Annotated in this window: 20 protein-coding genes and 7 pseudogenes; 13 read left to right on the plus strand and 14 right to left on the minus strand. The window is 63.6% G+C overall.

The window, feature by feature from the left end; genetic code table 11:
* The first annotated feature begins 149 nt into the window (after window positions 1–149).
* Both M2428_RS05080 and M2428_RS05085 read left to right on the plus strand, forming a co-directional pair.
* Entirely contained in the window at window positions 150–554 is a 405-nt protein-coding gene (locus tag M2428_RS05080; protein WP_277524308.1) for a VOC family protein, read from the plus strand.
* Window positions 551–826 (plus strand): annotated as a pseudogene (locus M2428_RS05085) (helix-turn-helix domain-containing protein); the annotation flags it as partial. The gene M2428_RS05080 and the pseudogene M2428_RS05085, both read left to right, overlap by 4 nt.
* Window positions 827–1147: 321 nt before the next feature.
* Here the strand turns inward: M2428_RS05085 and M2428_RS05090 are convergent.
* Complete coding sequence (locus M2428_RS05090) at window positions 1148–2254, minus strand: IS110 family transposase (protein WP_277524538.1); 1107 nt, start codon at window positions 2252–2254, stop codon at window positions 1148–1150.
* A 593-nt stretch (window positions 2255–2847) separates the two neighbouring features.
* Between M2428_RS05090 and M2428_RS05095 the strand changes: the two genes are divergently transcribed.
* Window positions 2848–2994: a hypothetical protein gene (locus M2428_RS05095; RefSeq protein WP_277524309.1), complete on the plus strand. Its 147-nt coding sequence runs from the start codon at window positions 2848–2850 to the stop codon at window positions 2992–2994.
* 677 nt (window positions 2995–3671) lie between these two features.
* Window positions 3672–3857 (plus strand): annotated as a pseudogene (locus M2428_RS05100) (transposase); the annotation flags it as partial.
* 158 nt (window positions 3858–4015) lie between these two features.
* Here the strand turns inward: M2428_RS05100 and M2428_RS05110 are convergent.
* The 10 genes and pseudogenes from M2428_RS05110 to M2428_RS05155 all read right to left on the minus strand — a co-directional run bounded on the left by M2428_RS05110 (window position 4016) and on the right by M2428_RS05155 (window position 15110).
* Window positions 4016–5701, minus strand: coding sequence for a thiamine pyrophosphate-binding protein (locus M2428_RS05110; protein ID WP_277524311.1), 1686 nt, complete (start codon window positions 5699–5701; stop codon window positions 4016–4018).
* 225 nt (window positions 5702–5926) lie between these two features.
* Entirely contained in the window at window positions 5927–6916 is a 990-nt protein-coding gene (locus M2428_RS05115) for an NAD(P)-dependent oxidoreductase (RefSeq protein ID WP_277524312.1), read from the minus strand.
* A 132-nt stretch (window positions 6917–7048) separates the two neighbouring features.
* A complete protein-coding gene (locus tag M2428_RS05120) occupies window positions 7049–8119 on the minus strand; it encodes an isocitrate/isopropylmalate family dehydrogenase (RefSeq protein WP_277524314.1) in 1071 nt (356 codons plus the stop codon).
* Window positions 8120–8840: 721 nt separating this feature from the next.
* A complete protein-coding gene (locus tag M2428_RS05125) occupies window positions 8841–9302 on the minus strand; it encodes an NAD(P)-dependent oxidoreductase (protein ID WP_277524316.1) in 462 nt (153 codons plus the stop codon).
* A 512-nt stretch (window positions 9303–9814) separates the two neighbouring features.
* A complete protein-coding gene (locus M2428_RS05130; RefSeq protein WP_277524319.1) occupies window positions 9815–11188 on the minus strand; it encodes a 2-hydroxycarboxylate transporter family protein in 1374 nt (457 codons plus the stop codon).
* A gap of 73 nt (window positions 11189–11261) precedes the next feature.
* Complete coding sequence (locus tag M2428_RS05135; RefSeq protein WP_277524321.1) at window positions 11262–12137, minus strand: hydroxymethylglutaryl-CoA lyase; 876 nt, start codon at window positions 12135–12137, stop codon at window positions 11262–11264.
* On the minus strand, window positions 12138–13394 hold the full coding sequence (locus M2428_RS05140; protein WP_277524323.1) for a CaiB/BaiF CoA-transferase family protein: 1257 nt from the start codon (window positions 13392–13394) through the stop codon (window positions 12138–12140).
* 269 nt (window positions 13395–13663) lie between these two features.
* Window positions 13664–14323, minus strand: a complete 660-nt coding sequence (locus M2428_RS05145; protein WP_277524325.1) for a helix-turn-helix domain-containing protein — start codon at window positions 14321–14323, stop codon at window positions 13664–13666.
* A 189-nt stretch (window positions 14324–14512) separates the two neighbouring features.
* Window positions 14513–14654: pseudogene (locus tag M2428_RS05150) on the minus strand (disulfide bond formation protein DsbA); the annotation flags it as partial.
* A 267-nt stretch (window positions 14655–14921) separates the two neighbouring features.
* Window positions 14922–15110: a hypothetical protein gene (locus tag M2428_RS05155; protein WP_277524327.1), complete on the minus strand. Its 189-nt coding sequence runs from the start codon at window positions 15108–15110 to the stop codon at window positions 14922–14924.
* 761 nt (window positions 15111–15871) lie between these two features.
* Between M2428_RS05155 and M2428_RS05160 the strand changes: the two genes are divergently transcribed.
* The 7 genes and pseudogenes from M2428_RS05160 to M2428_RS05195 form a co-directional block, all read left to right on the plus strand.
* Entirely contained in the window at window positions 15872–17266 is a 1395-nt protein-coding gene (locus M2428_RS05160; RefSeq protein WP_277524329.1) for an FAD-binding oxidoreductase, read from the plus strand.
* Window positions 17267–17308: 42 nt separating this feature from the next.
* Window positions 17309–17506, plus strand: coding sequence for a DUF4913 domain-containing protein (locus M2428_RS05165; protein WP_277524331.1), 198 nt, complete (start codon window positions 17309–17311; stop codon window positions 17504–17506).
* A 714-nt stretch (window positions 17507–18220) separates the two neighbouring features.
* A pseudogene (locus M2428_RS05170) lies at window positions 18221–18798 on the plus strand (dihydrofolate reductase family protein).
* 439 nt (window positions 18799–19237) lie between these two features.
* Window positions 19238–19570, plus strand: coding sequence for a hypothetical protein (locus M2428_RS05180; protein WP_277524339.1), 333 nt, complete (start codon window positions 19238–19240; stop codon window positions 19568–19570).
* Window positions 19571–20285: 715 nt separating this feature from the next.
* A pseudogene (locus M2428_RS22230) lies at window positions 20286–20402 on the plus strand (DNA/RNA non-specific endonuclease); the annotation flags it as partial.
* 73 nt (window positions 20403–20475) lie between these two features.
* Window positions 20476–21030, plus strand: coding sequence for a DNA/RNA non-specific endonuclease (locus M2428_RS05190; protein ID WP_346780721.1), 555 nt, complete (start codon window positions 20476–20478; stop codon window positions 21028–21030).
* A 358-nt stretch (window positions 21031–21388) separates the two neighbouring features.
* A pseudogene (locus M2428_RS05195) lies at window positions 21389–21514 on the plus strand (aminocyclopropane-1-carboxylate deaminase/D-cysteine desulfhydrase family protein); the annotation flags it as partial.
* 329 nt (window positions 21515–21843) lie between these two features.
* On the opposite strand, the pseudogene M2428_RS05200 reads toward M2428_RS05195, so the two are convergent.
* Window positions 21844–21984: pseudogene (locus M2428_RS05200) on the minus strand (helix-turn-helix domain-containing protein); the annotation flags it as partial.
* A 147-nt stretch (window positions 21985–22131) separates the two neighbouring features.
* Here M2428_RS05200 and M2428_RS05205 point away from each other — a divergent pair.
* Both M2428_RS05205 and M2428_RS05210 read left to right on the plus strand, forming a co-directional pair.
* On the plus strand, window positions 22132–22410 hold the full coding sequence (locus tag M2428_RS05205) for a hypothetical protein (protein ID WP_277524341.1): 279 nt from the start codon (window positions 22132–22134) through the stop codon (window positions 22408–22410).
* A 183-nt stretch (window positions 22411–22593) separates the two neighbouring features.
* Window positions 22594–23067 carry a GNAT family N-acetyltransferase gene (locus M2428_RS05210; protein ID WP_277524543.1) on the plus strand — a complete coding sequence of 158 codons (474 nt, stop codon included), beginning with the start codon at window positions 22594–22596 and terminating at the stop codon, window positions 23065–23067.
* Between the two features lie 102 nt (window positions 23068–23169).
* Here the strand turns inward: M2428_RS05210 and M2428_RS05215 are convergent, their stop codons facing one another.
* Window positions 23170–23601 (minus strand): DUF309 domain-containing protein, encoded by a 432-nt coding sequence (locus tag M2428_RS05215; protein ID WP_277524343.1) that lies wholly within the window; start codon window positions 23599–23601, stop codon window positions 23170–23172.
* 130 nt (window positions 23602–23731) lie between these two features.
* On the minus strand, window positions 23732–24118 hold the full coding sequence (locus tag M2428_RS05220) for a VOC family protein (protein WP_277524345.1): 387 nt from the start codon (window positions 24116–24118) through the stop codon (window positions 23732–23734).
* Window positions 24119–24390: the final 272 nt, after the last annotated feature.

Genomic DNA, 24390 nt, shown 5'->3' on the forward strand with positions numbered 1-24390 from the left:
GGTAAGGGATCCCTGTCTGCACCAATGCCGAATGCACGGTCTGGTCCCTATTACTCGGCCGTACCTCTGAATGGGCTCCTACACGCCCGCAAGTCGTGAAGCGCGGCCGAGGCTTGACGTCATACTTGCATTTTGCAAGTATAGGCCGCATGAGCCTTTTCATCACCTGTCCGGTTGAGAGCGTCGAGCGCGCGACTGCCTTCTATACCGCCCTCGGCTGGACCCTCAATGCCAAGATGTCCGATCACAACGTGTCATGCTTCGCGATCGCGCCGGAGCAGTACGTCATGCTCGGCAGCCGCGAGATGTATGCGAGCGTCGGCGGCGCCGAAGAGCTGGTCGGCGGACCCGATACGCCCTCGAAGGTCACGGTCTCGTTCGACCTCGGCAGCCGTCAGGCGGTCGATGAGCTCGTCGAGCGCGCCGGTGCCGCCGGCGGGCGGATCGGTGATATCGACGACTACCCCTTCATGTACCAGCGCCAGTTCGACGACCCTGACGGCTACCACTACTCGCCGTTTTGGATGAAACCGGACGCCGATCCGACCGAGTGAGCAACCTCGCCGCGGCCCTCGATATCGTTGGAGCACGGTGGGCCTTGCTCATCGTGGAGCGGCTGCTCGACGGGCCGCAGCGCTACGGCGATCTGCAGCGCGACCTCGGAGTGCCGACGAACATTCTTGCGACCCGCCTGCGTGAGCTCGAAGCGGCCGGGGTACTGTCCCGTCTGCCCCTCCGGCACAACACCCGGGCCTACGCGCTGACCGATCGCGGGCTCGCCTTGCGCGAGGGGATCGTCGCGCTAGCACGCTGGGGCGGCGAGGAGTGGCCTAGTCGTGGCTCGGAATCGCGCTGCGCTCCGACAAGCTCCCCCGCAGCTACCGCGCCGGCGCCAGCCTCTCCGCCACCCTGGTATGGATCAAATCAGACTCGATCAACACGGCCTAGTAGCGCCTCAGAAACTTAAAGCTTCTAAGACACCCGGACGGGCTAGGCAGCGCGCACCCACTCCCTGTGAGTTGCAGCGGTGATGGCGTGGTTTCCGCAGCGCTTGGTGGTCGAGCGACAGGTCCCGTAAGCCCATCCTTTACCGGACACCACCTGAACCGTAAATCAAACCGAAGCCCGGCATGCTCAACCGGTGCTCCTATTCCGGGTAAGGGTTTGCCCCGGCAACGTGGGATCGGGCCGGTTCCGCGGTGGCGTAAAGGGAGTTGAGTTGGCGGTAGAGGATTCGGGCGATGTAGCGCTTGAGGGATCTGCGGATTTCGCGGTAGCTACGGCCTTCTTGAGTGCGTTTGGCGACGTAGTCCCGGGTTCCGGGGTCGTGGACCATCCGGGTCATCGTGATGGTGTGCAAGGCTCGGTTGAGGCGCCTATCACCACCCCGGTTGAGCCTGTGCCGGACAGTGTTACCGCTTGAGGCCGGCAAGGGATTTACCCCTGCCAGTGAGGCGAAGGCAGCTTCGCTGCGAACCCTTCCTGGATGCGACCAAGCTGTCAGGACAGCAGCGACCGTGACAGCCCCGACGCCCACCATCTCCAACAGCGGCGCAGCGGGGCTTTGCTGGATCAGCTCTGTCATGCGCTTCTGGTTCGCCGTCAGCTGAGTGGTCACTTCGAGAACGCGGCGCGCCAACCGAACCGCTTCCTCCCGCGCAATCGCTAGTTCCATCTGCTCCTGTCGTTCCCGCCATCTGGTGATGGTGGCGATCTGGGCGGGAACCAATGGTTTACGAGCGTCGATTCCAAGATCATGTGCCCGGAGTAAGGCGATGAGTGCATTGACATTCACTGTTCGTTCCCGGGTCAACTGATCCCGGGCAGCGCTCAAGATCCTGAGTCCGGCACGAGTTCCTTCATCGCGGCACGGGGCTCGGAGCTGGGACTCCTCTAAGCCGATGACAGCGGTTCCGATGGCGGCGGCGTCCAGCGGGTCAGATTTGCCGATCGCCCGGCGCCCGCGGGCGTTCATCCGTGGAGCTTCGGCGACGTCATAGCCGGCGTCGGCTACTGCCCTGGCCAGACGTGCCCCATAAGAGCCGATACCCTCAACGGCCCATAGACAGGCCATATCGCCGTCTGTCCGTCGGCCTACCCAGGCAAGTGCGCGGGAAATCCCTGCCGAGGTGGTCGGGAACTGCTCGCACGCGACCCGTCGCTTGGTGCTGGCCTCGATGATGGCGTACGTGTGTGTGCGGACGTGGCAGTCCACGCCGATTACGAATGGGCGGGTCTGCGCAACGATAGTCAACGCGGCCACCCTCCTTCCTTTCGAGCGGGCAAGACTGGTCGCATCACGACCGGCACTGACCTGGGAGGAGTCACTTCGAGGCAATACTGTGATGAGCCACAACCGCAGGGGCTGGGCAAGCTTCTAATCAAGCCACCGTCGTGGGACAGGTCAACGCCGGTCGCTCCAACCAGCGCGGACAAGTCGGGGGAAATGCACCCTCAAGGGGCAATTGTTTTTTCGAGTCACGCGCCAGCAGAACGACCGGCATCAACACTGCCAGCTAGTCCCAGACCAGCCACTGCAAGACTCACAGTTGTTTTTTGGATTGCTGGCAAGCTCGCTTGCTCGGCGGCCGACGGAGGACTGTCTACGCGGAGGAGGGCAAGGGGGAAAAAATTCCTGGAGGAAATCAGCGACGCAGGAGCGCGGGAGCGAAATTGAGCGAGGTGATTACGACAATCGTCACCGATGTCGGTTGGTTTGATCCGTCCCCCTGCTGCCTGCACGCATTGCCTCACGCCACATGCGTGTCCGTAAACCGGTCCCCCACGGCGACACCTTCGCCCGCAAAACTGTCCCGCTTAGGTTGGACAATCGCGACAGTTGCACCATTGTCCGCGCAGCTCACCGGCTACGCCCGGGACTTCACATACGAACAAGACCCGGCGACGCGGCGCAAGGCGCCCACGGGTCTGGGCGTCCCCGAGGGCCGGACCAATAGTGACCACGGCGTGACCGGAAGGTACGGCCGGGACTGAACGACGCCCTGGCGGCTGTCCGAGCCGGCGGCACCCCGGTCGTCACCAAACCCGATCGGTTCGCCCTGCCCCTACCCGATGCTCGAGAACATCATCGAGGTCATGACGAGACTTTGCCAGGAGCTCCGGCTGCCGACAGGGATGACCCTGAGGATCTGATCCCAAGTCATGCAGTTCCAAGCGCTCCCGGCCATGAAGGAGTAAGCAGCAACACCGCTGTCCAAGTCACGACAAGGAGCCGCCAGACCAGCCGCCACCAACAGAAATGGGCCCCCGCAGGGGCCCATAAAGGAGATTTGTACACATTCAGCGGCCCACAAGCCCCTGAACAGGGAAAACACGTGCCCGAGGTGGGACTCGAACCGCATTCGCTCCCCCGCAAACACGGGGCTCCCACGGAAACATGCGGAATCCGGCCCGATCCGACGCAAGTACGGCCCAGTCCGAGGCCCAAAGTGTGTACTTTGTACACACCCCAAAATCGCCGGCTCCAATGATTCCGACGAAGCCCCACCCTAGCGCCCTCGACCCTATGATGAGCCAGACGGGTCGCTGCTGTGTTCCGCTCTTCCGCACCCTCGCAAATTGACATCACAACTTCGTCGGTCAGCCAACCGCTGGGGAGTGTCTGAATAACGGTGGATCCGGGGTTGGCCTGACACGCCGGGCGGTGCCTCACCAACGCCATCGAGTCCGTCAACGCCAGGTACCGGCGCGCAGTCAGGGCCAGGGGTCATTTCCCCACCGAGCAGGCGGCCTTGAAGTGTCTCTATCTGGCCACCCGGGCACTGGACCCGACCGGCCAAGGCAGGGCAGGATGGGCCGTACGGTGGAAGCCGCCACTGAACGCCTTCGCCATCACCGTCGATGGAAACACCCTAGCGGCAGGCCGGTCCGGCGGGACAGCTCACTTGCGGCCACGGCGGACCGGCCTACGGCGTCGAGAATGGAGGCGGCACGTTCGACGGTGCGGTCTCCCGTTAGTGCCAGGGGACGGCATATTGCCGGCTTCTGATGTCGCTTATCCTTTGGCGGCCACGGACTCCTTCATCCATTCGGCCACGACTTTTTGCGAGATGGCAACGTCAAGGACGAAAACGCCTTCGTCGTGGCTGGTGAGCCAGTCCTGAAGCCGCTCCAGGTCGGCCAGGGTGCGCACTTTGATCCCTTTGGCGCCGAGGGCTCGTCCGACGGCGGCGAAGTCGACTTCGTCGATAAGCATTGCTTGGTCGTGAAGTCCGTTGACGGCGTACTGGTGCAGTTCGGCGCCGTAGGCGGAGTCGTTGAGGATTACGACTACGCCCTTGCGGGTGGTCCGAAGGAAGGTTTCGAAGTCGGCCATGCCCATGAGTGCGCCGCCGTCGCCGGTGACCAGGACAGTGGTGCGTTCGGGGCGGGCTACTGAGACGCCTGCCGCTGATCCGAAGCCGAGGCCGATGGACTGGAAGGCGGTGCCGACGAGGATCATCGCGTGCGGGTCCGGTACCGACAGGTACATGGGTGCCCAGCCCATGAAGTGCCCGCCGTCCATCACTACGGAGCGTTCGGCCGGGAGTATCCCGTCCAGGGCGGCGACGACGGCTCTGGGGTTAAGGCGGCCGTCAGGGCCAAACTCAACGGAATCCTCAGTGGGGTGGGATGAGCGGAAGTCTGCCTTGGATACTTCGGGAGCTTTGTCGCGCCAGGTTGATGTGCCTTTGGGAAGGCGTTCGAGCAGGCCTTGGATGAACGGGTGGATGTCTGCACGTATGTAATCAGTTGCTGCCTGGGTTCCGGTTTCGGGTTCGTTGTCGACCCGGATAATTTTTGTGCCTTCCGGGAACAGGGTTCCGTAGCGGGTCTGGAAGGTGTTTTGGCTCGCGCCTACCACCAGAACGACGTCGGCCTGGCGCGCGATCTTGAGGCGGTGGCTGCGGGTGAAGCCGCCGGCGATGCCCAGGTACCAGGGGCTGTTGAAGGCGTTGACTGCCATGAGCGAGGTCATGAAAAATGCTCCAAGCCGGTCGCCCACGGCGCGCAGCTCAGCGGTGGCATCGGCAAGGAGGACGCCGCGTCCGGCCAGGATCAGTGGTCTCTCGGCTTCGGCGAGCAGTCCAGCCACCTTCTCCAGCTCACGAGGTTCAGTGGGCCATGAGGATTTTAGAGGCAGGGGTTCTATGGGTTCCGGTGCCGAGGGTGGGGCGGTGGCAAGGTCGAAGGGGATGGAGACCACTACGGGCTGGACAGTTTGCAGGGCGAGGTCGAATGCGCGATGGGCGACCGCTGTGGCGTTGCCGGGTCCGGCTACCAGGGTGAGGACTCCGGCCGCTTCCGCGGCTTTGGTCTGGTCGATGTCGGAGGGTCGAAGGCCCGTGGACGGAGCGTCTCCTACCACCAGGACCAACGGAATGCGGGCCATACGTGCCTCAGCGAGGGTGGTGTAGGCGTTGGTGAAGCCGGCTCCGTAGGTGGTAGTGGCGGCTGCCATATCCCCGGTTGCCCTGTAGTAGGCATCGGCCATTGCGACGGTCGCTGATTCGTGACGGGCTGAGGTGAAGGGGAAGCCTCGGCGGGTCAGGCGGCTGATGAGGTGAACGTTGCCATTGCCCATCAGGCCAAACAGGTGGGCTGCCCGCTCCGCGACAACGTCCGCGACCAGTGCGGCCACGTGGCCTTCGTCCGGAAGCGAGGGTGCTTCGTCTGGGAGGGCTTCGGTGCTGGTGCTCATCACGGTTTCTCTCAAGATCTTTGTTGGGGCGGGCAGTGTCAGGCGGACGGGGCAAGTGGTGCTGCCTCGGGGGTGCTTCTGGCTAAGCCCGAGCCGGCAATAACGCAAGTAGCTGACGGAGCCCCGTAGCTACTCCGCGGCTGATGAAGATTGCCGGCATCGGCCCGCCAAACCCGCGTGACTCCCGGGAGTCCAGGGACCACCGGGACTAAATTGGGATGGACTTTAAGCGGGCAGGGTGCTCGCTGCTCGCTTCGTCGCCGTGACAATCCCGGTTGGAATGTCGCCAAGCAGGACCGCATCGAAGTTCTGCCACACGGTCGCGATCCTGCGCTCGACGTTTTCCCAGCCGACGCCTGCCATATGAGGCGTGCAGACTACCTGCTCCAGATTCAGCAGTTCGCTGGCGGCGTTCAACGGCTCTCGCTCATAGACATCAAGTCCGGCTCCTGCGATGCGCCCTTCGCGTAGACATTCAATGAGCGCGCCCTCATCCACGACCTCACCGCGGCCGACGTTGACGAGAACACCGCTCCGCTTCATAAGGGCCAGTTCGTCCCGGCCGATCATGTTGTCGGATTCAGCATTCAACGGAACGCTCAAGCAGACGATGTCGGAGATTGCCATGAGCTCCTCCAACGGGACGGGACGGGCCGGGATGAGTTCGGAAACAGTCAGCGGGATCTGCGCGTTGTCATAGAAGACCACGTTGGCACCGAAGCCGTGGTGTACGATCTTGCCGACCCAGCGTCCGATATTTCCCAGACCGACGATCCCGACTGTCTTGTTGTACAGCTCCGAGTACGACATCTCGTCCAGGTCCTGGCGCCATTTTCCATCGCGCATCAATTGCATAGAGGCTGGAATTCGCCGCAGCACTGTCAGCATCAACGTGACCGCATGCTCCCCGACGGATATGGAATGGGTTTTCATCTGGGCCACTGGAACACCCAGGTCATCCAGGACACTTATCGGAAGCTGCCCATAGCCGGAACTCATGTATTGAATGAACTTCACGTTTTTGGCCGCCCGAAACACCTCTTCGGGAACATCGACGCCAGAAATGAGGAAATCGGCATCCGCAGCTTCACGACAAACGTCCGATACATCCGCCTCCGGCGGCATCACCTTTACGGTGTAGCCCTCGGGCGTAGAATCCACAAGTCGATCAACATAATCCTTCAAGGGATTAATAAACAAAACTTTGTATGTCATAGGTACGTACCTTTCGTGAGCAAATCCTGTCGACTGTGACACGAGGACCTGACTGAGCAGAGCATGGGCTGGCCGATGTGGGATCATCTCTCCGCCACGGCGGCGGCGCGGCATTCCAGCTGCGGAGGTCAGCTACGCCGGCAAGGCGCCCACGACGGTTTCCACCACTTCCTGGGTTCCCGCCGTTCCACCCAAGTCGGGTGCCCGGGGGCCAGTTGCCAGCGCTGACTCCACGGCGGCTTGGATGCTTTGTGCTGCATGGGTGCAAAGCTCATCTCCGCGGCGTTCGCCTAGCCATTCCAGCATCATCGCGGCCGACAGTATCATCGCCGTTGGATTTGCGATCCCCCTGCCCGCAATATCGGGCGCGCTACCGTGAGAGGGCTGGAACACGCCATGTGTAAGGCTGACATCGGCGGAAGGCGCGACGCCGAGACCGCCGACGAGGCCGGCCGCAATCTCTGAAATGATGTCTCCGAAGATGTTTTCCGAGACGACCACGTCGTATCGTTCCGGATCGGTAACCATGTACATCGATCCCGCATCAATGTAAAACTTTGCACTTCCGATATCGTCGTTTTTCGCGGCGACCTCGTCGAACACTTTCTCCATCAGAACGTTGCTACGCAAGGCGTTGGACTTATGCAGCAGTGTCACGTGCCCCGGCGTACCCCGCTTGCGCCGCTCCCGCGCCTGAGAAAACGCAACGTCGAAAAGCTTTTCACACGTGGCCCGGGTGATCGTCATACGATCACTCGCACGCTCATCACTGGGCTCATGCTTATCGGCCAATCCCGCGAACATCCCTTCGGAGGTTTCACGGATCACGAGCATGTCGATGTTCTTTGCTTTTACGGGGCCCTCGACTCCCGGAAACAGCCGAACCGGCCGAAGGCTTGAGAAGAGTCCGTAGTGAGCCCGCATTTCAACCTGGGCACCCAATTCAAGACCCTCCGGTCCACGCACGTCGGGCAGCCCCATGGCACCGAACAGCACAGCGTCCGCCTTGCCGATCTCATCCATATCCGCAGCAGTGATCTTTCTTCCGGTACGGCGATATAAGTCTGCGCTGAAGTCATAAAACGTGTAATTGAGCTTGAGCCCGTACCGCGTTTCGCATTCCTTCAGTACGGACAGAGCGGCCTCGACGACTTCAGGTCCGATTCCGTCCCCGGGCATTACAGCAATTTCGTATTCAGTCATGGTTCTCCTGCCTTGTTGTTCATGAGCGCTTCCGCGCAGGGGGTTCGCCTCGGTCTCGAGACCTTCGCTCCCGCGAAGCTTCCCTAGGGCTTTCCCATCTGATGGGAAAGGATGTTTGGTAAGTGGGAAGACATTAGCAGGAGATGACTCAGCTCACAAGGGCTTGGAGAGAGTCCTTCTCGACGCGTACGTCAGCGGGGCAACATGGCGTGCGCAGTGGCGCGCCCGGGGTTACGGAGACGGAGTGCGCGTCCCGGCGCGAAGGCGGGAAGAGGAAGGGGCCCTGCAAAGCGCACGCATCGGGACGGTGCGGGAGCCGGAGTCGGGGCTCAGGGAAGGTCGAACGTCTCCATGGCGTCGCCCAGGCGGGCGGCCACCGGGACGGTTTGCTCGCCGAAGTCGCCGCCGGGTGTGTCCATGAAGCGAGCCCGGGGGACGATGAGGCAGACCGCCCCGACCAGTTCCGGCGCCGACCATCACGGGGGCACTGGCGGAACCCAGCCCGGGGAGCCTTGGCGTCAGCACATTGGGTTCGACAAGCAGGGCGCCTGGTGGCCGCCGGGGTATGCGTACCTCCGGCGGCCGTCGTCAGTACCCTGCCTGGATATCGATTTGGCCTTGCAACGGTGCTCCGGCGGACCAACGCTTGACGTTTTCGCGCACGCGCGTGGATCAATGGCTGAACCATTTCTTCGGTGTCGGCTGAGTGCGGGGTGATCAGTCACCTTGGCTCGGTCCAGAGTGGATGCCCGTCGGTTAGGGGCTCTGGGTCTGTCACGTCCAGGGCGGCGCCGGCCAGTCTTTCCCCGGCCAGTGCTTGGAGGAGAGCTTCCGTATCGAGGAGTTTGCCCCGGGCAATATTTACCAGGATGCACGATGGCTCCAGCAAGGCCAGTTCCTGCGCCCCAATCATTTGTGCGGTGTCGCTGGTCAGGGCTGCGGCCAAGACGAGGACATCGGCGCTTGGCAGAACATCGGCCAGATCTGTGATGGTGACGGTCCGGTCCGCGCCCTCAGCAGTCTCGGCTTTGCGCCCCACGACCGTTATCCGGGTGTTGAATACGCCGAAGAGGCGGACGGCCTCCTGGGCGGTTCCCCCCGCACCGATGATTACGATGGAGCGTCCTTCCAGCGTGGTGCCTTCTTGTATGCCCCAGCTTGTTGCGCGACTGCGCTCGGGCAAGTGCCGGAGCATGGCCAGAGTCAGGGCGAGGATGTGTTCGCCAACGGGGCGGGCGAACGCTCACTTGGCACTCGTCCAGACCCTTTCGGAGTGGGCGCGGATGGGTTCAAGGAAGCGTTCGATGCCGGCCGAGGGCAGCTGTATCCAACCTATTGCGGGGTGTTCGGTCAGGAGGTGGTTGGGGTGGACGACGTCTGCATGGCGGTTGCCGACCAGCGCCGAGGTCTCGGCGGACAGGGAAATGAGCCTTTCTCCCCCGCCCCGACGGCTTCTTCGAGGCCGGGCGTTCGGGCGCCGAGCAGGGAAATCCCGGGTAACGCACGGTCTGGATTCGTGTCATTTTGAGGCTCCGTTACTGTCCCATTCCGGGTTGACGGACTTCCGGGCCGACGCCGTCGCCGGGAAGTACAGCAAGCGAGTAGTCGGTCACGGGCGTCCCTTCTGCTTGTAGCCCGAAAGGGTGCCGGCGCCGCTTGGCGCCGGCACCCTTCCAAGCCGCAGTGGTGTTGGGTCTAGCCGAAGAACGGCACCAGGAGGGAGGTCACGAACAGGACCAGCGCCCCGCCGATCCGGTTGGTCAGGGCGGCGAACGGCATGAGGTGCATGCGGCCGGCGGCGCTGAGGACAGAAACGTCGCCGCTTCCGCCGGTGTCGGCCATGACCAAGCCGGGGGTGATGGAGGCTTCAACGAAGTTGAGCTTGACCAGCCAGCCCAGGATCCCCGAGGACAGCGTGGCGACGAGGACCGTGACGATTGTCAGGACGATGAACATCGGGTTGGACAGGGACTGCAGGACTTCCTCGATGGAAATGTAGGTGATGCTGACACCGACGAGCAGTGCCGGGATGAGAAAGGCACCGATCATGTCGCCCCACTCGGAGCTAGCGTCTTCGAGTTCCTTCGGGAAGAGGCCGAAAATCTTGATGGCGGCGGCGATGATGATGGTCCAGGCGTAGGGGTGGAGGCCGGGAATGAAGGCGGCGACCAGGTTGCCGACAATGAACAGGATGCCGGCGATGGCCAGGCCCTTGCCGAGGGACAGGAACGAGGCGACGTCCTTCTTCGGCGGTGACGTCAGGTCCCCGGCCTTGCCCTTGATGCGCATCAGCTCGCCGTTGCCGTTGAATCCGACGAAGGGCTGGATGCCGCGTTTGCCGATGCCGTTGTAGATGCCTGCGATCAGGATGCAGACGATGTTGGCCATGACGACGGCGGACATGAGGTCACCCATGAAGTCCGCGGAGCTGCCCCCGGTCCGGGCGGCATACATTTCCGACATCGGCAGCGCCCCGACGCCCAGGCCGCCGGCCATGATCGGCGCGGCGATGAACAGGATGCCTTCGATGAAGCCGAAGCCCGTGACGAGCCCGAGCAGCCCGACGATCGAGAAGGTGGCGATGAGGCAGCCGATGAGGGGGACGATGAACCTGGGGCCGGCCTTGAGCAGCAGGGCCCGGGGCATGCCCAGGATGCTGCCGGCGATGATGGTCACCACGAAGAAGTCGAGGAACCCGTAGCCCTTCACGAAGTTCTGCACCACGGCGATCAGGTTCTCAGGCATCACGCCCATAAAGATCAGGATGGACGGGACGAACGTGCAGAGGATGGTCGGCAGCCCGAAGTCCCGGAGCACCGGAACGGTGTTGCCGATCCAGATAAAGAGCCCGCCCAGGATGATCGTCGCGGCAAAGCCGGCCAGCATCGAATCGGGGAGGTTGCCGGTGGCCGCCGCAATGAGCAGGACGGCCAGGAAGCTGACGTAGTAGAGGGCCGGGAAGTCCGCGAGGCGGCCGAGGTTCGGCTTGGGCGGGCTGACCCGCTCTTCCGTGGCAGCGGGAGTGGATATTTCTTCGTCGTTGGACAGGTTGGTCTGGGTTGCTGACATCTTTGTCTCCCAAGGGGATAGGTGGCACGGCGCCGTGAGGCGCGGTCTGCCGAAAGGGTGGGTGTGCCTGTTCTTAGTGTGAAGCGGAAAAGCTAGAAAGGGCAGGGGCACGGGTGACGGACCCGCGGGCGTAGGCCACGGTTTCGGCGAGCTGTGCCTCGTCGATGCCGGTGTCGTGGCCCGCGGCGTGCAGGTGGCGGACGAGTTCCTCGGTGGCGAGGTTGCCCGCGGCTCCGGGGGCGAAGGGGCATCCGCCGTACCCGCCGAGTGCGCTGTCGAAACGGGTGATTCCGAGGCTGACGGCTGCGCTGACGGTAGCCAGCGCCTGGCCGTGCGCGTTGTGCAGGTGCAGCGAATAGTCCAGCTCCGGCTCGGCGTCCAGGACATATCCCACGGCGGCGATGGCCTGTTCGGTGGGCGTGGTGCCGAGGGTGTCGGCGAGCCCGATGGTGGTGATGCCCATGGCCTTGAAGGCCCGCACCACCCTGAGCAGGTGCTCCGGGGAAATCTCGCCTTCGAAGGGGCAGGTGAACGCGGTGGAAACGCCGGCGAAGAAGTCCATTCCGGGGAACCGGGCGACCACCTCCCCGAGACCGGCCAGGGCTTCCTCGATGCTCTGCCCGGCGTTGGCGTTGCTGTGCGCCTGGCTGGCGGAGGTGACGACGGCAATGTGCTCCGCCCCGGCGTCGACGGCCCGCTGGATCCCGCGGCCGTTGAGGGCCAGCGAAGTGTAAGCAACGTCCTTGCGGACGGGGAGCCCCGCGAAGATCGCTTCGGCGTCGGCCATTTGCGGGACCTTCTTCGGGTTGACGAAGGAGGCGACTTCGAGCCGCCGCACGCCGGCGGCGATCAGCCGGGCTGCGGTTTCGAGCTTTTCGGCCGTCGGGACGACGACATCAACGTCCTGCAGTCCGTCCCGGAGGAAAACATCAGTGATCTCAACCCGCATTTAGACCACACCCTGCGGGACGAGTTTGCGGTCCAGCGGAAGTGCCTCGGCGAGCTGTGCCGGGGTGAGGCCGGCGAGGTCGCGAAGGACTTCCTCAGTGTGCTCCCCCAACTCAGGCCCGAGCCACCGGACGGAGCCTTCGTGGCCGGGGATCTTTGGAACGACGCCGGGGAAACGGACGGCTTCCGGGTCACCGTCGATGACCACCTGGTGGGTCTGGATCATGTCCCGGGCGATGTAGTGGCGGTCCTCTGCGATGCTGGGCGCATCGTAGACGGGCCCGGCGGGGACGCCGGCCAAGTCCAGTTCCTCCAGTACTTCTGCCAGGGTGCGTTCTTCGGTCCAGTCCGAGATGGCCGTGTTGAGTTCTTCTTCGCGCAGGCCGCGGGCTTCGGTGGCCAGGAGTGTTTCGTCCGCGGCGAGGTCGTCGCGGCCGATCGCCTGCATGAGGCGGACGAACACGGAGTTGGAGTTACCGCCGATGACGACTTCCAGCCCGTCCTTGCAGTTGTATGAGCCGGTGGGCACTACTCCGGGCAGGCGGCCGCCGGTACGGGTGCGGATCATGCCGTAAGCGTCATAGTCCGGAACGAGGGACTCGAGCAGGCTAAAGATGCCTTCGTAGAGGGCAACGTCAACGACCTGGGGTCCGGTCTGCTGGATGCCCTTGGCTTTCTGCAGCATCAGCATCAGGGCGCCGATGGTGCCGTAGAGGCCGGCCACTGTGTCGCCCATGCTGGCGGCGGCACGGCCGGCCGGGCGGTCCGGTTCCCCGGTGATGTAGCGAAGTCCGGCGAAGGACTCGGCGGAGCTGCCAAATCCTGCGCGGTCTTTGTACGGGCCGGTCTGGCCGTAGCCGGAGATCCTGACCACGATGACCTCGGGGTTGAGTTCGGTGAGGACCTCCGGGCCCAGTCCCCATTTTTCCAGGGTGCCGGGGCGGAAGTTCTCAATCACCACATCGCACTTGGCGGCGATTTTGCGGACGGTTTCCTGGCCCTCGGGCGTGCGAAGGTCCAGGATGACGGATTTCTTGTTCCGGCCAATGGTCCGGAAGAGCATGGACGTATTTCCGCGGGTCTTACGCCAGTCACGCAGCTCGTCGCCGCCCCCGGGGCGTTCAATTTTGATGACTTCAGCGCCGAAGTCGCCGAAAATGCGTGCGGCGAAGGGGGCCGCAATGAAGTTACCAAGCTCCAACACCCGGATGCCCTCCAAGGGGAGGGAGTTTGAAGCTGCATCAGTCTTATCGGTCACGGCTGTGGTTTCCCTTGATTGAAAGTCGACCTTCCCACTGTGTGGGACTCATCGGTCACGAGGCGGAAATACACTAGCAAGTGATGCGCAACACAACAAGGGGGCAGCCGGATTTTTCTGGCAGAGGCCATTTGGCACTCTGGTTGGCCTACTGAAGGCCCTGGTGCAGGCCGCACGGCCGCACGCTGCCGTGGCGGATGGTCGTGCCATTCAACCGGGACCGAAATGTCCGCCGGGAAAGGGGTGCAGCTAAGTACCCCGGGCCGATCCTAGGCGTTGGGGATGAGCTCGAGGTCGGCAGCGATTTGCTGGGCTGCGGCTGCTACAGCAGCGCCGAAATCCCGGCCCGGCGAAACGGAAACCCTTGACAGCGGCACCGCTAGACAAACGCTTGCCAGCAGGCGGTCCCGAACATGGACCGGGGCACTGACGGAGCCGAGGCCTGGCGTGCGTACTCCCGCGGATTCGACCCAGCCATGCTCGTCAAGGCTGGCCAACGCCTCAGGATCCCCAGCCAACAACCGGCCGCTGGATCCCTCAGGGAGCGGGAGCCGGGAACCCGGTGGCAGCGAGGCCTTCAGTTCGTGGTCGCTGTCGATACTCAGGAGACATATGCGTTCGTCCCCGCGTCGTACCCAAAGCTGCACAGTTTCCCCTGTTGCCTTCTTGAGTTCGGTCAACCTCGGAAGGGCAGACTGTTCCACGGCGCTGCGCACAAATCGATGGCCCAGCCGGAACTCCCCGGCATCAGTGCGGCGGAGGAACCCGTATTCGACCATGGAGAGGGCGAGTCGGTGGGCTGTCGAGACTGAAAGCCCCGATCTTCTCGCCAGCTCACTTGCGGAAACTGCCGCGCCATCAACCGCATCAAGAATTGACGCTGCCCGCGCGAGCGTTCGATTGCTGGCCAATGCATCCGGGGAACTCATGGTGCAAGCCTAGTCGCCGGATAGGCCCGGGGTGCCCGGGGCGCGTGGATTCCTGGGAAGGATTTCTTATACAGTGACAAACTACGTCCGTGGTGGGTCACAATTCCTAAGCACCAAGGGCAGCCCGTGACAGAATCTCCATTGTTCGCAGTGCACACAGCCCTCCCCAATCCAGAGACCTGGGTTGCACCTGTCCCCGTATCCCTTCTTCAGTTCCTTCACCAAGGGCTCGGCGGCGCGGCAGGATTCTTAGTTCGAAGTCCAGGGGCTCGACCAGCTGTGCCTTCTCGATGGCCGGGTTGGTGGCCCGGCGGCTGTCTTCCCTGACGAGGTAGCCGATGGCTATGACAATAACTGAACAAGTCACAGGTCGGCTCAGTAGCGACTGGCCGGCCCGCCTTTTGCTGAAGCAAGTGCCCCAGACCAAATCGAGCGTAGGACGGCGGGACGAAGGTCAATCCTCCAGAACGCGTTACTGGAAGTTCCGAAATCGCACCTTGCCGGTACCTGCCGCGAACAGCGCCGGTCGAAGACTAAGGGGTTCATCAGCAGTGTTTGTGTTGTATCCGGCGACGTCGAAACGCAGACCGTGCCTAGTCTATTCAATTCCGTCAGAGCTGTAGTACTGCGTCACGATGCGCCCGTCGTTAACGATGCGGAGGTGCAGTACATCAGTGGACGGTGCTGGCTCGCGCCAGTATGGAATATCCCGGCCGGCCCGGTAGCTTGTCATGCGGTCACCGTCGTGGCCCATGCCGCAGAACAGGCGGTAACTGTAGTAAAGCAACAACCCGCCTTGCGCGCCGTCCAGAAGCTCTACTTCGCCACTTATCTCGTATCGCCTGGGACGATCATGGGAACTTGATCCCCAAGCCACGGCAGGTCATGCAGTTCCAAGCGCTCCCGGCCATGAAGTTGTAAGCAGCAACACCGCTGTCCAAGCCAAGAAGGAGCCGCCAGACCAGCCGCCACCAACAAAAATGGGCCCCGTAGGGGCCCATAAAAGGAGATTTGTACACACTCAGAGGCGCTCAAGCCCCTGAACAGGGAAAACACGTGCCCGAGGTGGGACTCGAACTGCATTCCAGCCCTTGCAAACACTGGACTCCCCCGGAAACATGCGGAATCCGGCCCGATCCGATCCCGGTACGACCCGATCCGAAGCCCAAAGTGTGGACAATGTACACACCCCCAAATTTGCCAGCTTAAGGCATACAGCTATCAGCCGCACTTACGTCGCCGAGGTAAGGCTCTTCTGATTCATACTTCAAGTGCCCTACGGAATGGAATTATCCGGTCTCACCATAGCTGTCAGTCCTGACGTGGGAACTGACACGTTGGATGAGAAGCAAAACGTGCCTGGCTGTCTCATCGAAGGTGTCAGTTCCGTATTGATGCCGCTGACCGAACTGAAGTCCTCGCAACGCGCCACTCCGGTCGGCGCTCAGCCGCTTCGTATGATGCACAATTCCCGCAACCTTCAAACTCTTGTGACTTCCTCCGAACGTGTGGGAATCTGCTTGGAGTAGAGAGAGGTCCGTGAGTCCAATGGCACAGGGCACGGTGATCGACGGCGGTGCTGTCGATGAACTACAGACATCCTTTCGGGGTGAACTCGTCCGTCCGGATGATGCCGGTTACGACGAGCATCGCAAGGTGTGGAACGGTTCGATTGATCGCCGTCCCGCGCTCATAGCCCGCTGTACCGGCGTCGCAGACATACGCGCTGCCGTCCGGCTCGCCCGCTCGCAGGACCTGCTGGTCGCCGTGCGTGGTGGCGGTCACAGCTTCCCTGGGCTTTCAGTGTGCGACGACGGCATGCTCATCGACCTCGGGCTGATGAAAGGGATCCGAGTGGACCCCGAGGGGCGAACGGCACGTGGTCAGGCCGGCGTGCTGCTCGGCGAGCTCGATCGCGAGACGCAGGAGTTCGGCCTCGCCGTTCCTTCGGGAATCGTCACCCATACCGGGCTGGCCGGCCTCACGCTCGGCGGTGGAATAGGTTGGGTCATGGGCAAGTACGGGCTCACGATCGATCAATTGCAGTCCGTGGACGTGGTCACCGCCAACGGCGAGCTGGTCAGGGCCAGCGAGGATCAGAACGCCGACCTCTTCTGGGGGGTGCGCGGCGGCGGGGGCAACTTCGGCATCGTCACCGAATTCGAGTTCAAGCTCAACCCTGTGGGTCCGTACGTTATGGCAGGTCCGGTGTTCTGGCCCATGGAGGATGCCCCGGAAGTCCTGCGGTTTTACCGCGATTGGATCGCAGACTGCCCCGACGAGCTCATGACGATCGCCGTGCAGCGAAGGGCTCCGGCCCTGCCGATCGTCCCGCCCGACCTGGTCGGCAAGCTCGTCGTGGCGGTCGTCGCCTGCTACGCGGGACCGGTCGAGGACGGTGAACGAGTCGTGCGGCCGCTCAAGGAATTCGGTTCGCCTGTGCTGGATCTTTGTCGGCCGAAGCCTTTTCTGGAGCATCAGAGGATGTTTGATCCGTCGTTCCCCCGCGGCTGGTCCTACTACATCAGGTCCTGTGACGTCGCATCCCTCGACGACGATGTCATCGACATCGTCGTCGAACGCGGCAGGCGCATCACCTCGCCGGTCACCAGCGTTGCCCTGTGGCAGATGGGCGGAGCGGTGGGGCGGATCGACGACGGCGCCACCGCGTTCAGTGGCCGCCAGGCAGGGTTCACCTTCAACATCAACGGCAACAGCAAGACCGCCGATGGCTTCGACGCTGAGCGCCAATGGGCTCGTGACTATTGGTCCGCCCTCGCGCCCCACCACACCAGCGTCTACGTGAACTTCCTTATGGAAGAGGGTGAGGAGCGGGTCAGGCAGGCGTACGGGGCTGGTAAGTACGACCGGCTCAAGGCACTCAAGCGCAAGTACGACCCGACGAACTTCTTCACTCTCAACCAGAACATCAAGCCCGGCTGACTTTCGCGGACAGATCCAGGAAGCCTTGTCTACTCCAGCGCCGTGGAGTTCTTCGCCGAACTGCTGGCCCAGTCCTACGTCCGAGAAGTCAGCGAAGGCGCAACCTTCGCATGGTGCCCCGAGTGGTACAAACACCCCGAAGCACTGATCCGCATGGAAGCAATCTGGCGGGCATGGGAACACCTGCGCTTAGAGCCGGCCCTCGGAGTCAGCACGTGGTGGCTCCCTTGGAGGCCGTAAACGTGGTGTCTGTGAACGCTGAGGGTGCCGAGACCAGGCGCTACAAGCTTGAAACTATGAGCCCTGGAAAGGAGAGGCGAGTTGACCTCCCTCTCCCGGTTACAGGCAAGTCATATGTTAGCTTCAAGGACGCGAATGCGGATTCACTGTCTCTCGACGGCCTCAATGTAGCCAGCAGGGCATCTTCCCGCGCGCGCCAGACACCGCGGTTAACGTGACTCGATTCCGACTGTGGGAATCGCGCGTTGTGGTTCACACTTTCCTCTGTCGCTAGCACTCTTGTGGCCACCTGTGGGCTTTGAGAGCCTGTGGGCTATGACTCCTTCAAGGGTCCGATTGCCTAGGATTCTCGCGGTGTCCAAAGCCGCAGAACGACTCATGTCAGAGGTTCAGCGGGTCAATCTCGACGCAAGCTGATCCAATTCATTGAGGCACTTTCCTCTAGCGTCACGAAGTTGAGGGATGGAAATGCCCCGAGGCCAGCGAGCACCTGGGCAGGAGGAATAGTCAAGACCTGTGGATCGGAGAGGCACGCTCTTCTTCCGGCCCGCCGCGTTGCTGACTACACTGATCGTCGCCACCGTCATGGCCGTGGTCAAGTCCTGGGGCCGCATCCGGGACGGCCGGACTTCAGGAGTCCAACGGCGATGAGTTTCGCCGTGGTTTCCAGCCTGCATCCACACACCCCGATCAACCGCACTCGAGGAGAACATCATGACCCCTACCTACACCTTCGACGTCTTTTCCAGCCTCGACGGCTACGGCTCCCACAGCGGCAACTGGGGCGGCTACTGGGGCAAGCAAGGCCCCGAGCTGCTCGACCGCCGCCTCGCCTTGTACGGCGAGGAGCAGCGGATGGTCTTCGGGGCCAACACGTACCGGGCGTTCGCGCGGATGCTGGCCTCGAGCACCGAGGAGTCCGAGGTGCGTGACCCATGGGTCACCCGGATGAGAAGCCTGCCGGCAACGGTGGTGTCGACCACACTCGAAGGACCCCTCGACTGGCCGGACGCGACCGTCGTGAGCGGCGACGCCGTCGACGTCGTCGCCCGGCTCAAGGAGGAGTCCAAGGTGCGTTGCGGTCCCACGGCAGCCTGTCAATGAACCGGGCGCTGATGGCCGCCGGTCTGGTCGACCGCGTCCAAGTGACGCTATTCCCGGTGATCACCGGTCAGACCGGACTGGACCCGATCTTCCAGGGGGCGGCCGACTTCGACCTCGAGCTGATCGCGAACCGGACGCTCGACGGCAACATCCAAGAGCTCATCTACCGGCCCACCCTGCACGTCTGAGTCCGTGCATGCACCCCCACCCCGTCAAGCAGCCGACCTGACCCGGAAGTTCCACAGCAGCGGACAGCCTGGGCCAAAGGCCACGACGAAGCAGGAATGACTGCGAACGGCGTCGTCGCGGAGCTCCTACGCCTGCAGCATCGTTTCGACGCTGCAACCCGCCAGCGCGCCAACCTTGCCGAGCCACTCGCTGGACGCACGCCCGAACAAATGGCTACCTCAACGCCCTGGCCGCGGTCCTCTTCCTTGGGTGGGCTGTCCCCGACCTGCCGACGGACCCGGTCAGGCGACCGCCGTACTACCCAGAGTCGCTGAGGCCTGCACCCCGGCGGGCCGCGTTCCCGCGTCCAGGTTGGGAGCGGGAGGAAGCCGGCGTAGCAACCCGGCCGGTCGAGCGCCGGGGGTTGTCCCCCGGGCTCCAGGAAGGGAGGATGTTCCCATGCTGCCCGAGGAGCGGTTCAGAGCGCTGGTCGAGGAATTCGCCGCCAGCCCGGGCGTCAGCGTACCGGGCGAACCGGGGCGGCGCGGGTTCGGATCCTCCGCACTGAAGGTCAACGGCTCGATTTTCGCGATGATCTCCGGCGACAAGCTGGTGTTGAAACTGCCACATGCCCGGGTCGTCGCGCTGATCGGGACCGGAGCCGGGACACCGTTCGATGCCGGGAAGGGCCGCCCGATGAAGGAGTGGCTCACCGTCACGGGCGACGATGAGGAGTCATGGCTGGCCCTGGCCCGGGAGGCACTGGACTTCGTTGGGTCCGCTCACCGCTGACCTCCGGCCGCCAACGACTCGGGCTCCCGTAACCACCTCGTAGCACGCTCCCGCTAAGCCTTCTCCGCGGCACCGTTGGTGCCGTCCCTCGTGGGCTCAGATCTAACTGACAAAGTCACGCCCGGGTAGCCGCGTTGTGGACCGAAATTGGTGTTGTGCCCGCACTCCTTCAATGAACGCAATGCGTACGTCGATTCTTGGCCGTGGTCCAGGAAAATCTTCTTCTGGGTGCGGGCCCGCTGTTTTGGTACCTCGTGCAGCCCCGAAATTCGTCGGCTGACGACCTGGAGTCCTAAAGGCAGGCGACCATCGAGTGTTTGTGACGAGCGCTGGACATCGCCCCTGCATGGCGTCCGGCAGGTCCCGTTCGTTGATACCGTGACCCTTGGCTGGAAGGCCGTGAAGGCCCGGTTATCCCAGCGGACACCCGAAAGCAGTGTCTGTGGACCCGGGGTGTCCGCCAGCCGGGCCGGGGGTTTCCCGTTCCGCCTTCGGGCCCTGGACCGTTGAGCGGCCGGCTCATTCACTTCGTTGTCACCGGCGGCTGCTAGTGTCCGGGCATGGATGAAGTGTTGCTGGGACCGGGCTCTTCTTCTGCACGCGATCTGTCGGGCCGTCCGGCTTCGACGCCGGCTTCCTCGGCGTACCGGTGCCTGTTCCGACCCTGGCGGAGGTCGAGACGGTCCTTCTGCCCTACACGCACTTCTCCGTACTCATGCGGCCGGACAAACGCCTGGCCGCGGTGACGGCCCTGGGGATTGACGGGGCGCAACGGATGGACCTGGGCCGGTCCGGCATCCGGTGGCGGCCCGACCCCCGGCTGGGCGAAGACCAGCAGACCGGCGAGAGGGTCTACGCCCGCAACGACATCGACCGCGGCCACCTGGTCCGCGGGCCCCAGCCGTCTGGGGCGAGACCCGGGACGAGGCCGCCCAAGCCAACGAAGACACCTCCACTACACGAACGCCGCACCTCAGGCGGCAACGTTCAATCAGGGACTGGGCCCCTGGCTCGGTCTGGAAACCTACCTGCAGGACAACGCAGCCGACAACGGCCGGCGGCTCGTCGTCCTCACGGGCCCGATCTTCAGTGACACCGACCCCGCCTACCGGGGCGTCCACATCCCGCTCCAGTTCTTCAAGGTCGCCGTTTTCCTCCACCACGGGGACCTCGCCGCAACCGGCTACATCGTGGACCAGACACCCGAGCTCGCGAACCTGCCCGACGTCCCGCGGCCCGGCGCCATCGACGAGGCTCCCCCGCTCGGCCCGTTCCGCACCTTCCAGGTCCCCGTCCGAGACATTGCCGCCCTGACAGGCCTGAACCTGGACCAGCTCGTGGCCGCAGACCGGATGCCAATCTCCCGCGCGCTGACCACCACGCCGGTCATCTCCACCTGGAGACGGCTGAACTCGCCGCTGGACCTCGACCTGGACTTCGACCTCAACAGCACGGACTGACATCCCCGACCTGACCTAAGCCGGCACCGGAGCCACCCCGGCAAGGCAGGCTCTGACGGTGGCAAAAGCAACAGTTGGGGCACGGCAAAGCCCTGCGCCGGCCGCCCACACCAGCCCTGGCCGCCAGCCGCGCCAGCGGACGCCCGAAAGCAGTGGCTATGGTTCCACGGCGCCCGCCCGCCTGGTGCGTTGGCCGTGGCAGGATGGGGTCCATCATGGACAGACGGTTGCGGCGCGCTCCTGATGCCGAATGGGTGTTGATGTACCGGCTCGGACTGAGCCGGCATCGCATCGCTGCCCTCGTCGGTGTTCCGCCCGGCCGCCGTCGGAAACCATCTGGCCATCGCCCGCCGCCACGACCCGGCCGGTCTACGAGGGCCGGTCCCTGGCCGGGCTGATCGACCTCGTGAAGAGCCGGGAGATTCCGGCCGGCCGCAATGTCCTCTGTGCCCATCTGGGTGGCCAGATCGCACTCAACGCCTAAAGCGGGCTCTTCCGGTCCTGACCCCGGCCGGCATGGTCTCCCGGCGGCAGTGCCCCCGGCCGGCGGCTGACGCCAGTCCGACGGCGGAGGGTCCCCCGGCGGGGCCTGACGCCGTCGTCGTCCATGACCCGCAGCGCCGGGCATGAAAGAAGAAAGAAGAATTTCCGATCGGTGCGTAACCTTTTGGGCTACCCCAACGATCACTCCTTTGTAAGCGCCGCTCGGAGCCAGGACCCCCATCGGGCACCGGCTGGCCCTTCACCGTAAGCGCCGGCCGGCGCCTCCCCCCATCTGGTCTCCGGTCGGCCCTTCACCGTAAGCGCTTGCCGGCGCCTGTCCCCATCGGGCGCCGGCCAGCCTTCCATGCTGTTGCGGGAGAGTTCCCTGCTGATTGTGGACGGGGAGCGGCCAAGTTCGTCAGCAATCGCCCGCAGCGTCATGCCGGCCGCGGTCAGGTCACGGATCGTCTGGTGGACGGCGAGGTGTACGCCTGGACGGCCAAGGCCGCGGAAGTGACGTGGAAATACGGTCCGGTAACCTACCGGACCTGGGTGTGGAGTTCGGCGGTCACCCGCCGGGAAGAATGATGAACAGGAACTTGGGAGAACGCGCAGACCGTGACAGCAACAGCGAATGAAACTGCCCTGGACGTTGCCGTGGACGTCCGGTTCACCCCGGCCGGCACTCCCCTGGCCGTCCGGCATGAGGGCCGCATCTGGGCCGTGGCCGCCGATCCGGTGCGCTGGTTCACCCGGTACGCCCGGCGGGACACACAGCGCACTGCGGCCGTGGCCAGCGGCGACCCGGTGAGCATCGAATACTGGACGGCACCTTCTGCCCGGGATTCCAGTTCCTCCCCGACGGCCAACTCCACCCAACGGTGGTTGAGCTCTTGAGCACGCGACGGAACTGAAGATCCCACATAACTACTTCACGGTCTGGATGGTCACACCATCCACAGAACTCAGCGGATCCCGGTCCGTTTTTGCGAGAGTGGTTCAGTAATTCAGATGGCACCCTACGGGGCGTGGATCCTGCTCGATTTCGTCGCGCCGAATAGTTTCAGCTTCAATGGCTACATGCCTCCCGTCTGGTCATTGCGCCAAAGCCTTCCCTCTGACGCTTCATGGATTGCCGAGCTCCGCGCCCAGGTCATGCGTCCCGATCTCGAGCGCCTCGGACGCTGGGATCCGGTGCGCGTCAGACAGCGCTTCCTCACGGGCTTTCACCCGGCGCATACGTTTGTTGTCGAAGTTGAGGCCTCCGCGGTTGGTGTCATTGCGGTCCGCCCCGAATCGGATGAGCAATGGATTGAACACTTCTATCTGGCCCCCGAGTATCAAGGGCAGGGTCTGGGAGGCGCGGTGCTGCGCCACGTATTGGAGGCGAAGCGCGATCACCGGCCTTTCCGGCTCAACGTCCTCCAAGGCAGCCCGGCGAGGCGTCTCTACGAACGCGCCGGATTCGTCCACGAGCACGAGGATTCGATCGATGTGTTCCTCGTCGCCGAAACGGACCGGAAGGTCGTGCCCCGGAGAACCTGCTCCCGCTGAACGATCCCCCTAATGGGACAAACTAATGGTCAAGCAAACTCTTTGCAGTACCCGGAATTAGTGCCTCCGCCGCCGCCTGCCGCGGGGATGCTGGCCGCCGGCTCAGTGGCCGGTGCGCATCCGGTCACGTGCGCAATTCACAACGGCGGACAAGTCGATCCCGTAGGTCGGCCCGTCGCTGGAACCGTACTCCTCGAGTCGGGCCGCACCGCGCTCGAGGAGCCGTTTCGCACCAATGCTGTTCCCCCGGGCGGCGTGGGTGAGCCCGACGCAGATCTGGGCGAGACCTTGCCAAAGGTTGCGTTCTTCGGCCGGCCCGGCTTTCCAGCGGGCCTCGAGTACCTCATGAGCGGCGAAGGGCCGGCCTGCCTCCACCAGACTCCGGGCCGAAACCAACGTCTGCGCCGGCGGCAGCGGTTCCTCCGAGACCGGCTCGACGCCAGCGCTTCCGTACGGCAGCGGCCGCCCAAGAGCGTCACGTGGCCGGGCCTGCCGCGGGCGCCTTGCAGCATCCCGATCCCTGTCACCGGTCATTGCATTTTCCGCCCTGAGCGACCCTGGACGTTACAAGCCTTCATACGCCCAATGCTAAGACCCGGCCCTTCCAACATCCGTTCCGCCGCAAAGGATGCCGTCGGGACGGCGGCCGCGAGAGAAGAAATGATCACCGCTGGTCGCGTCGCAGGGGGTGATCATTTGGAACCTCGACGAGCACGATGCGCACTCCGTCGGGGTCCGCGATCCACATCTCCACCAGCCCCCACGGCTCCTGCTGCGGCTTGCGGATCACCGGTACCCCGGCCGCCAGCAGCCGCTCGTGCTCGAGCTGCACGTTGCGAACCTGAATCCAGATCGCCAAGGCACTCCCCTGCGGATCAGCCGACCGTCCACTGACCTCGAGAAAACCGTTTCCCAGGAAGAACACCAGGCCCGGCGCATCACGACTCCCGAACTCACGGTAGATCGCCAAGCCCAACGTGTCCCGATAAAACCGGTGGCTCCGCTCAGGTTCGGCCGGATGAAGCAGGATGCGGCTCCCAAGAACTTCCATGTTCTCCATCCTGCCCTCGAGTCATGCACTTCGCACGCCGCGTGCCAGTGAATTCCTGGTGTTGCGTTCAAGGATCCCGTTGGGCGGCGAGCTGCCACACCGATCGGGGCGCCACGGTCGACACCGAATCTGCTGCACCGACCGTTCCGCAAGCGGAACGGCGGAACCGCCAACTCAGCTCCGATTTAGGGGCCAAAGAAGTTAATGGTCACACTCCTGTTTGACTGTTAAACAGGGGTTGCGGTTAAATCGCAGCTTAATTGGCGGTCTGC

The organism is Arthrobacter sp. ES3-54, from assembly GCF_029504395.1.
Lineage (GTDB): Bacteria > Actinomycetota > Actinomycetes > Actinomycetales > Micrococcaceae > Arthrobacter.

What these genes read in the sequence shown, in the direction of transcription:
- M2428_RS05180 (WP_277524339.1), top strand. Translation starts at nt 19,238, where the DNA reads ATGCTGCCCGAGGAGCGGTTCAGAGCGCTGGTCGAGGAATTCGCCGCC.
- M2428_RS05135 (WP_277524321.1), bottom strand. Translation starts at nt 12,137, where the DNA reads ATGCGGGTTGAGATCACTGATGTTTTCCTCCGGGACGGACTGCAGGAC.
- M2428_RS05110 (WP_277524311.1), bottom strand. Translation starts at nt 5,701, where the DNA reads ATGAGCACCAGCACCGAAGCCCTCCCAGACGAAGCACCCTCGCTTCCG.
- M2428_RS05220 (WP_277524345.1), bottom strand. Translation starts at nt 24,118, where the DNA reads ATGGAAGTTCTTGGGAGCCGCATCCTGCTTCATCCGGCCGAACCTGAG.
- M2428_RS05145 (WP_277524325.1), bottom strand. Translation starts at nt 14,323, where the DNA reads ATGAGTTCCCCGGATGCATTGGCCAGCAATCGAACGCTCGCGCGGGCA.
- M2428_RS05080 (WP_277524308.1), top strand. Translation starts at nt 150, where the DNA reads ATGAGCCTTTTCATCACCTGTCCGGTTGAGAGCGTCGAGCGCGCGACT.
- M2428_RS05115 (WP_277524312.1), bottom strand. Translation starts at nt 6,916, where the DNA reads ATGACATACAAAGTTTTGTTTATTAATCCCTTGAAGGATTATGTTGAT.
- M2428_RS05210 (WP_277524543.1), top strand. Translation starts at nt 22,594, where the DNA reads ATGCCTCCCGTCTGGTCATTGCGCCAAAGCCTTCCCTCTGACGCTTCA.
- M2428_RS05120 (WP_277524314.1), bottom strand. Translation starts at nt 8,119, where the DNA reads ATGACTGAATACGAAATTGCTGTAATGCCCGGGGACGGAATCGGACCT.
- M2428_RS05215 (WP_277524343.1), bottom strand. Translation starts at nt 23,601, where the DNA reads ATGACCGGTGACAGGGATCGGGATGCTGCAAGGCGCCCGCGGCAGGCC.
- M2428_RS05130 (WP_277524319.1), bottom strand. Translation starts at nt 11,188, where the DNA reads ATGTCAGCAACCCAGACCAACCTGTCCAACGACGAAGAAATATCCACT.
- M2428_RS05160 (WP_277524329.1), top strand. Translation starts at nt 15,872, where the DNA reads ATGGCACAGGGCACGGTGATCGACGGCGGTGCTGTCGATGAACTACAG.